General features: G+C 57.6%; 1 rRNA gene. It reads left to right on the top strand.

What is annotated here, in order from left to right:
- Window positions 1–1,049, top strand: a 23S ribosomal RNA gene (locus ACY34K_RS33845); the annotation flags it as partial.

Here is a 1,049-nt window from a genome sequence, read left to right as displayed (position 1 = left end):
TCTCGTGACTGCGTGCCTTTTGAAGAATGAGCCTGCGAGTTTGCGGTGTGTTGCGAGGTTAACCCGTGTGGGGAAGCCGTAGCGAAAGCGAGTCCGAACAGGGCGATTCAGTAGCGCGCTCAAGACCCGAAGCGGAGTGATCTAGCCATGGGCAGGTTGAAGCGGAGGTAAGACTTCGTGGAGGACCGAACCCACCAGGGTTGAAAACCTGGGGGATGACCTGTGGTTAGGGGTGAAAGGCCAATCAAACTCCGTGATAGCTGGTTCTCCCCGAAATGCATTTAGGTGCAGCGTCGTGTGTTTCTTGCCGGAGGTAGAGCACTGGATAGGCGATGGGCCCTACCGGGTTACTGACCTTAGCCAAACTCCGAATGCCGGTAAGTGAGAGCGCGGCAGTGAGACTGTGGGGGATAAGCTCCATGGTCGAGAGGGAAACAGCCCAGAGCATCGACTAAGGCCCCTAAGCGTACGCTAAGTGGGAAAGGATGTGGAGTCGCAGAGACAACCAGGAGGTTGGCTTAGAAGCAGCCACCCTTGAAAGAGTGCGTAATAGCTCACTGGTCAAGTGATTCCGCGCCGACAATGTAGCGGGGCTCAAGCGTACCGCCGAAGTCGTGTCATTGCAGTACATACCCCCAACGGGGACTGTGATGGGTAGGGGAGCGTCGTGTGCCGGGTGAAGCAGCCGCGGAAGCGAGTTGTGGACGGTTCACGAGTGAGAATGCAGGCATGAGTAGCGATACACACGTGAGAAACGTGTGCGCCGATTGACTAAGGGTTCCTGGGTCAAGCTGATCTGCCCAGGGTAAGTCGGGACCTAAGGCGAGGCCGACAGGCGTAGTCGATGGACAACCGGTTGATATTCCGGTACCCGCTTTGAAACGCCCAATATCGAATCAGACGATGCTAAGTCCGTGAAGCCGCCCCGGAGCCTTCGGGCAAAGGGGAGTGGTGGAGCCGATGACCCAGATCTGTAGTAGGTAAGCGATGGGGTGACGCAGGAAGGTAGTCCAGCCCGGGCGGTGGTTGTCCCGGGGTAAGGGTGTAGG

The organism is Streptomyces sp. STAM6 (assembly GCF_054963715.1).
This window is presented reverse-complemented; position numbering and strand designations above follow the sequence as displayed.